The following is an 8,013-nucleotide window of genomic DNA, read 5'->3' as shown; positions in this document are numbered from 1 at the left end:
CAACCCCGCGAAGAGGCCGGCACAGGAATTCCCCCCAGAAACGACAAAGGCCACCCGAAGGTGGCCTCTGTGCGCGTGGGGGGTGTAGCAGTATTACTTCTTGACTTCCCAGCCAGTCAGCTCGGCCAAGGCCTTGCCGATGTCAGCCAGGGAACGCACGGTCTTCACACCAGCGTCCTGCAGGGCCGCGAACTTCTCGTCCGCAGTGCCCTTGCCGCCGGAGATGATGGCGCCAGCGTGGCCCATGCGCTTGCCCGCAGGTGCGGTAACACCAGCGATGTAGGAAACGACAGGCTTGGTGACGTTGGCCTTGATGTAGGCCGCAGCTTCTTCTTCAGCCGAACCGCCGATCTCACCGATCATGACGATCGCTTCGGTCTTCGGGTCTTCCTGGAACAGCTTCAGGATATCGATGAAGTTGGAGCCCGGGATCGGGTCACCGCCGATGCCGACGCAGGTCGACTGGCCGAAGCCGGCGTCGGTGGTCTGCTTCACAGCTTCGTAGGTCAGGGTGCCGGAACGCGAAACGATACCGACCTTGCCTGGCAGGTGGATGTGGCCTGGCATGATGCCGATCTTGCACTCGCCCGGGGTGATGACACCTGGGCAGTTAGGGCCGATCAGGGTCACGCCCAGCTCGTCGCACTTGACCTTGGCATCCAGCATGTCCAGGGTAGGAATGCCTTCGGTGATGCACACGATCAGCTTGATGCCGCCGAAGGCAGCTTCCAGGATCGAGTCCTTGCAGAAAGGAGCCGGAACGTAGATGACCGAAGCGTCAGCGCCGGTAGCTTCCACAGCTTCTTTCACAGTGTTGAACACTGGCAGGCCCAGGTGGGTGGTGCCACCCTTGCCTGGGGTTACGCCGCCGACCATCTTGGTGCCATAGGCGATGGCCTGTTCGGAGTGGAAAGTACCCTGCGAGCCGGTGAAGCCCTGGCAGATGACTTTGGTGTCTTTATTGATCAGGACGCTCATTACTTGCCCTCCGCAGCTTTGACAACTTGTTGAGCAGCGTCGGTCAGGCTGGTTGCCGCAATGATGTTCAAACCGCTTTCTGCCAGTACTTTAGCGCCCAGTTCGGCGTTGTTGCCTTCAAGGCGAACGACGACCGGAACTTTCACGCCGACTTCTTTCACTGCACCGATGATGCCTTCGGCAATCATGTCGCAGCGAACGATGCCGCCGAAGATGTTGACCAGTACAGCCGCGACATTGCTGTCGGACAGAATGATCTTGAACGCTTCGGTAACGCGCTCTTTGGTAGCACCACCGCCAACGTCGAGGAAGTTGGCCGGCTTGCCGCCGTGCAGGTTGACGATGTCCATGGTACCCATGGCCAGGCCGGCACCGTTGACCATGCAGCCGATGTTGCCTTCGAGGGCAACGTAGTTCAGTTCGAACTTGGCAGCGTGGGCTTCACGGGCGTCGTCCTGCGACGGGTCGTGGAAGGTTTTCAGCTTCGGCTGACGGTACATGGCGTTGGCGTCGATGTTGATCTTGGCATCGAGGCAGTGCAGGTCGCCGTCGGCCTTGATCACCAGCGGGTTCACTTCCAGCAGGGCCAGGTCGTGATCCTTGAACAGCTTGGCCAGACCAACGAAGATCTTGGCGAACTGTTGAACTTGCTTGCCTTCCAGGCCCAGCTGGAATGCCAGCTCGCGACCCTGGAACGGCTGAGCGCCGACCAGCGGGTCGATGGTGGCCTTGAGGATCTTCTCAGGCGTTTCGTGAGCGACTTTCTCGATGTCCACGCCACCTTCGGTGGAAGCCATGAACACGATACGGCGGCTCGAGCGATCGACTACAGCGCCCAGGTACAGCTCTTTGGCGATGTCAGTGCAGGATTCGACCAGAATCTTGGAGACGGGTTGACCGTTGGCATCGGTCTGGTAGGTAACCAGATTCTTGCCCAACCACTGTGCAGCGAACGCCTTGGCGTCTTCTTTGCTGCGAACCAGCTTGACGCCGCCCGCCTTACCGCGACCACCCGCGTGAACCTGGGCTTTTACCACCCACTCGTTCCCGCCGATCTTGTCGCAGGCTTCTGCAGCTTGCTCAGGGGTATCGACAGCGAAACCCTTGGAAACTGGCAGGCCGTACTCAGCGAACAGCTGCTTACCCTGATACTCGTGAAGATTCATGCTTTTTACCGTCTTCGTTAGGTACTGCGCTTCGGCGCTGCGCCATCACTGGCGCCGCACCACCTGTGACCGTTGACCCCGGGTTTTCCCGTGTGATCCGGTCCGGCGGACTTTCCGCGGTGAGTCATGCACGCAAGACTCACGACGGGCAGCCCGCCGTGGTTTCTTATAATTAACGCTTCTTACGGTTGGCCACGTGAATGGCGCCGCCATTCACTGCCAGCGCTGCTTCATGCAACGCTTCGGACAGGGTCGGATGGCTGAAGACCATCATGCCCAGATCCTCGGCACTGGTGCCGAATTCCATTGCGATTGCGCCCTGCTGCACCAGTTCGGCAGCCGATGGGCCAATCACGTGCACACCCAGGACGCGGTCGGTCTTGGCATCGGCGATGACCTTGACGAAACCACCGGTGTCGTTGGCAGCCATCGCACGGCCGCTGGCCGCGAACGGGAAGGTGCCCACGTTAACCTCAACGCCCTCGGCCTTCAAGGCCTGTTCGGTCTTGCCGACCCACGCGATTTCCGGGTGGGTGTAGATGACCGACGGAATCAGGTCGTAGTTCATCTGGGCCTTGTGGCCCTTGATGCGCTCGACCACCATGATGCCCTCTTCCGAGGCCTTGTGGGCCAGCATCATGCCGCGCACCACGTCACCGATGGCGTACACGCCAGGCACGCTGGTAGCGCAGTAGTCGTCGACGAAGATGTAGCCACGCTCATCGATGGTCACACCGCTGTCGGCAGCCAGCAGGTCGGTGGTCACCGGGCGACGGCCGACCGCGACGATCAGCTTGTCGAAGGTGATCTTCTGCTCGCCGTTGGCGTCGGTGTAGGTCACTTCGACTTCGTTGCCGTTGACTTTCGAGCCGGTGACGCGCGCACCCAGCTTGATGTCCAGGCCTTGCTTGGTCAGGGTCTTCTGGGCTTCTTTCGACACGGCGGTGTCGGCAGCCATCAGGAAGGTGTCCAGGGCTTCCAGGACGGTGACTTCAGCACCCAGGCGAGCCCATACCGAGCCCAGCTCCAGGCCGATCACGCCAGCACCGATAACGCCCAGGCGCTTCGGCACGGCCTGGAATTCCAGGGCGCCGGTGGAGTCGACGATGACGTTCTGGTCGACCGGAGCCGGTGGAATGTCGATCGGGCGCGAGCCGGAAGCCAGGATCACGTTCTCGGCTTCGATGACTTCGGTGGTGCCGTCAGCCTTGGTGACTTCGACTTTCTTGCCGGCCAGCAGCTTGCCGTGGCCCTGGATCGAAGTAACGCCGTTGGCCTTGAACAGGGTGGCAACGCCACCGGTCAGGTTCTTGACGATGCCAGCCTTGCGGCCAACCATCGCGGCGACGTCCATCTTCACTTCACCAGTGGAGATACCGTGGACGTTGAAGCTCTCTTTGGCTTCCTTGTACTTCCAGGAGCTGTCCAGCAGCGCCTTGGAAGGAATGCAACCTACGTTCAGGCAGGTGCCGCCCAGGGCCAGCTTGCCCTCGGCGTCGGTGTACTTCTCGATACAGGCAGTCTTCAGACCAAGTTGTGCGGCCTTGATGGCAGCAACATAGCCGCCAGGACCTGCACCAATCACCACTACGTCGAATTTCTGGGTCATAAAAGATTCCTTATCAGCTACAAGCTACAAGCCGCGGACCGCGCGGCATGGCTTCCTGCGAAGCCAGGGCCGGCACGGTACGCAGCCAGAGGGTTAGATGTCCAGCAGCAGGCGAGACGGATCTTCCAGCAGGTTCTTGATGGTGACCAGGAAGGTTACCGCTTCCTTGCCGTCGATCAGGCGGTGATCGTACGACAGCGCCAGGTACATCATCGGGCGAATCACAACCTGACCATTGATGGCCATCGGGCGCTGGATGATGTTGTGCATGCCGAGAATGGCAGCCTGCGGCGGGTTGACGATCGGGGTCGACATCATCGAACCGAAGGTACCACCGTTGGTGATGGTGAAGGTGCCGCCAGTCATCTCTTCGATGGCCAGCTTGCCATCACGAGCCTTCTTGCCGAAGGTGGCGATGCCGTTCTCGATTTCCGCCAGGCTCATCGACTCGGCGTTACGCAGTACCGGTACCACCAGGCCACGGTCGCTGGACACGGCTACGCCGACGTCGGCGTAGCCGTGGTAGACGATGTCGTTGCCATCGATCGAGGCGTTGACAGCCGGGAAGCGCTTCAGGGCTTCGGTGGCAGCCTTGACGAAGAACGACATGAAGCCCAGGCGCACGCCGTTGTGGGTCTTCTCGAACAGGTCCTTGTACTTCGAACGCAGGGCCATGACTTCGGTCATGTCGACTTCGTTGAAGGTGGTCAGCATGGCCATGCTCGACTGGGCTTCGACCAGACGCTCGGCGATCTTGGCGCGCAGGCGGGTCATTGGCACGCGCTTCTCGGTGCGGTCGCCAGCGGCAACGACAACCGGGGCAGCAGCGGCAGCGGCGGCAGGCTTGGCAGCTGCAGCAGGCGCCGACTTCTTGTTGGCGACGGCAGCGACGACGTCTTCCTTGGTGATGCGACCACCTTTGCCGGTGCCGGCAACGGCAGCCAGGTCGATGCCGTTCTCTTCAGCCAGCTTGCGCGCGGCCGGGGCGGCAACCGGGTCTTCTTCGCCAGCGTCGGCAGCAGCGGCAGCCGGGGCAGCAGCGGCCGGGGCGGCAGCTGGTGCAGCGGCGGCAGCACCGCCTTCAACGATCGAACCCAGTACTTCGTCGGACAGGACGGTGTCGCCCTCGCCCTTGACGATGGCGCCCAGCACGCCGTCGGCGGTGGCCAGTACTTCCAGGACGACCTTGTCGGTCTCGATGTCGACGATCAGCTCGTCACGCTTGACGGCATCGCCCGGCTGCTTGTGCCAGGTGGCAACGGTGCCATCGGCAACCGATTCCGGGAAGGTTGGGGCTTTGATCTCGATAGCCATTATCTGTGTTTCCTTAAATTCGGTTTCAGGTGCGCGAAGGCATTAAACAGTGAAGGCGTCTTGCAGCAGTTTTTCCTGCTGTTCGGCGTGCTTCGATGCGTAACCACAGGCTGGCGCGGCGGAAGCGTCGCGGCCGGCGTATTCCAGGACCAGTGCCTTGTTGTGGCGGCCCAGGATACGGCGCATGTGGTGCTGGCTGCTGTACCAGGCGCCCTGGTTCATCGGCTCTTCCTGACACCAGACCGCATGCTTGAGGTTGGTGTAAGGCGCCAGGATTTCGACCAGGTCGTCCTCAGGGAACGGATACAGCTGCTCGATACGCACGATGGCGATGTCTTCGCGGCCTTCGGCACGGCGTTTTTCCAGCAGGTCGTAGTAAACCTTGCCGCCGCACAGGACAAGGCGTTCGACCTTGGCCGGATCGAGGCTGTCGATTTCCGGGATCACGGTCTGGAACGAGCCTTCTGCCAGGTCTTCCAGGGTCGAGATGGCCAGCTTGTGGCGCAGCAGCGACTTCGGCGTCAGCACGATCAGCGGCTTGCGCAGCGGACGGATGACCTGGCGACGCAGCAGGTGGTAGATCTGGGCCGGGGTGGTCGGTACGCAGACCTGGATGTTGTGCTCGGCGCACAGCTGCAGGTAACGCTCCAGGCGCGCGGAGGAGTGCTCCGGGCCCTGCCCTTCATAACCGTGTGGCAGCAGCATGGTCAGACCGCACAGACGGCCCCACTTGTGCTCGCCGCTGGTGATGAACTGGTCGATCACCACTTGCGCACCGTTGGCGAAGTCACCGAACTGGGCTTCCCAGATCACCAGCGCGTTCGGCGTGGTGGTCGAGTAGCCGTATTCGAAGGCCAGTACCGCTTCTTCCGACAGGAAGGAGTCGTACAGTTCGAACTGAGGCTGGCCCGGGAACAGGTTCTTCAGCGGTACGTAGGTGCTGGCGTCCTTCTGGTTGTGCAGCACCGCGTGACGGTGCGAGAAGGTGCCACGGCCGATGTCCTGGCCGGTCATGCGGATCGGGTGACCTTCGAACTGCAGGGTGGCGTAGGCCATGGTCTCTGCATAACCCCAGTTGATCGGCAAGCCACCGGCCTGCATCTTCTGGCGGTCTTCGTAGATCTTGGCGACCTGGCGCTGGACGACGAAACCTTCCGGGATCTCCAGCAGCTTGGCCGACAGTTCCTGCAGGGTCTTGAGGTCGAAGCGGGTATCGTGACGCGCGGTCCAGGCATGGCCCAGATACGGACGCCAGTCGACGAACAGCTCGCGGTTCGGCTCCTTGACCAGGCTCTTCACCACGTGCAGGCCGTTGTCCAGCGCGTTGCGGTACTCGTCGATCTTGGCCTGGGCGCGTTCGGCATCGATGCGGCCGGCCTGGATCAGTGCCTCAGCGTACAGTTCACGCGTGGTGCGCTGCTTGCTGATCTGCTGGTACATCAAAGGCTGGGTGCCGTTCGGCTCGTCGGCCTCGTTGTGGCCGCGGCGGCGGTAGCAGACCAGGTCGATGACCACGTCACGCTTGAACTGCATGCGGTAGTCGATGGCCAGCTGGGTCACGAACAGCACGGCTTCCGGGTCGTCGCCGTTCACGTGCAGGATCGGCGCCTGGATCATCTTGGCAACGTCGGTGGCGTACTCGGTGGAGCGCGCGTCCAGCGGGTTGCTGATGGTGAAACCAACCTGGTTGTTGATCACGATGTGCACGGTGCCGCCGGTCTTGAAACCGCGGGTCTGCGACATCTGGAAGGTTTCCATGACCACGCCCTGGCCGGCGAATGCTGCGTCGCCGTGGATCGAGATCGGCAGTACCTTGTCGCCAACGGTGTCGTTGCGGCGGTCCTGACGGGCGCGCACCGAACCCTCGACCACTGGCGAGACGATTTCCAGGTGGGACGGGTTGAACGCCATGGCCAGGTGCACTTCGCCACCCGGGGTCATCACGTTCGAGGAGAAGCCCTGGTGATACTTGACGTCACCGGAGCCCAGCTCGTTCATCTTCTTGCCTTCGAACTCGTCGAACAGCTCGCGCGGGTTCTTGCCGAAGGTGTTGACCAGAACGTTCAGGCGGCCACGGTGGGCCATGCCGATCACGACTTCCTTGGTGCCGTAGGAACCGGAGCGCTGGATCATCTCGTCCAGCATCGGGATCAGGCTTTCGCCGCCCTCGAGGCCGAAACGCTTGGTGCCCGGGTACTTGGTGCCCAGATATTTCTCAAGGCCTTCACCGGCGGTCACGCGCTCGAGCAGGTGGGCCTGCACGTCAGCGGAAAACTCCGGACGGCCGCGCACGCTTTCCAGACGCTGCTGGAACCAGCTGCGCTGCTCGGAATCGACGATATGGGTGAACTCGGCGCCAATGGTGCGACAATATGTCTTCTGGAGCGCCTCGAAGATCTCGCGTAGGCTCGCCTCCTCTTTGCCGATGAACAGGTCGCCGGCACGGAAGGTCGTATCAAGATCGGCATTGGTCAAGCCGTAGTGATTGATCGACAGGTCTACGGGCGCAGGACGCTGCCACAACCCCAACGGGTCGAGCTTGGCAGCCTGATGGCCGCGCATACGATAGGCCTGGATCAGTCGCAGAACTTCAACCTGCTTCTTCTCGTGTTCACTGCTCACGCTCCCGGCGGATACCGGTTGGGCGCGGCGCTGGTTCTTTGCCAGCAGTACGAAATGGTCGCGGATTGTCGAGTGCGATACATCGGTAGCGGTGCTGCCGTCGGCGGGCAACTTCTGGAAGTAGGTGCGCCACTCTTCTGGCACAGCGTTAGGGTCGTGCAGGTAGAGCTCATAAAGCTCTTCCACATATGCAGCGTTACCACCTGAAAGGTGGGCGCTTTCCCACATGCGCTGCATCACGCTTTCTTGCATGCTTGGTCACCCTCGGTTAGGGGACTGATCGGCGAGAGCCACAGCAAACCTGGAAAAGTCCGAATACAGCGA

Annotated in this window: 5 protein-coding genes; all 5 read right to left on the bottom strand. The window is 61.5% G+C overall.

Annotated elements, in window-relative coordinates:
* Nucleotides 1-93: 93 nt before the first annotated feature.
* The 5 genes from sucD to ACLCGK_RS30165 all read right to left on the bottom strand — a co-directional run bounded on the left by sucD (nucleotide 94) and on the right by ACLCGK_RS30165 (nucleotide 7,941).
* Nucleotides 94-978 (bottom strand): succinate--CoA ligase subunit alpha, encoded by an 885-nt coding sequence (gene sucD / locus ACLCGK_RS30185; protein ID WP_004376004.1) that lies wholly within the window; start codon nucleotides 976-978, stop codon nucleotides 94-96.
* The gene (gene sucC, locus ACLCGK_RS30180) at nucleotides 978-2,144 is read right to left on the bottom strand and encodes an ADP-forming succinate--CoA ligase subunit beta (protein ID WP_003254205.1); all 1,167 of its coding nucleotides are present in this window, start codon (nucleotides 2,142-2,144) and stop codon (nucleotides 978-980) included. Before sucC ends, sucD begins: the two co-directional genes overlap by 1 nt.
* A 172-nt stretch (nucleotides 2,145-2,316) precedes the next feature.
* Entirely contained in the window at nucleotides 2,317-3,753 is a 1,437-nt protein-coding gene (gene lpdA / locus ACLCGK_RS30175) for a dihydrolipoyl dehydrogenase (protein ID WP_013973439.1), read from the bottom strand.
* A gap of 93 nt (nucleotides 3,754-3,846) precedes the next feature.
* A complete protein-coding gene (gene odhB / locus ACLCGK_RS30170) occupies nucleotides 3,847-5,067 on the bottom strand; it encodes a 2-oxoglutarate dehydrogenase complex dihydrolipoyllysine-residue succinyltransferase (RefSeq protein WP_013973440.1) in 1,221 nt (406 codons plus the stop codon).
* A gap of 42 nt (nucleotides 5,068-5,109) precedes the next feature.
* Nucleotides 5,110-7,941, bottom strand: coding sequence for a 2-oxoglutarate dehydrogenase E1 component (locus ACLCGK_RS30165; RefSeq protein WP_013973441.1), 2,832 nt, complete (start codon nucleotides 7,939-7,941; stop codon nucleotides 5,110-5,112).
* Nucleotides 7,942-8,013: the final 72 nt, after the last annotated feature.

This window comes from Pseudomonas sp. S1(2024), from assembly GCF_046557535.1.
The sequence above is the reverse complement of the archived record's forward strand: the minus strand, read 5'-3'. Positions and strand labels throughout refer to the sequence as shown.

What these genes read in the sequence shown, in the direction of transcription:
- sucC (WP_003254205.1), bottom strand. Translation starts at nt 2,144, where the DNA reads ATGAATCTTCACGAGTATCAGGGTAAGCAGCTGTTCGCTGAGTACGGC.
- sucD (WP_004376004.1), bottom strand. Translation starts at nt 978, where the DNA reads ATGAGCGTCCTGATCAATAAAGACACCAAAGTCATCTGCCAGGGCTTC.
- lpdA (WP_013973439.1), bottom strand. Translation starts at nt 3,753, where the DNA reads ATGACCCAGAAATTCGACGTAGTGGTGATTGGTGCAGGTCCTGGCGGC.
- odhB (WP_013973440.1), bottom strand. Translation starts at nt 5,067, where the DNA reads ATGGCTATCGAGATCAAAGCCCCAACCTTCCCGGAATCGGTTGCCGAT.
- ACLCGK_RS30165 (WP_013973441.1), bottom strand. Translation starts at nt 7,941, where the DNA reads ATGCAAGAAAGCGTGATGCAGCGCATGTGGGAAAGCGCCCACCTTTCA.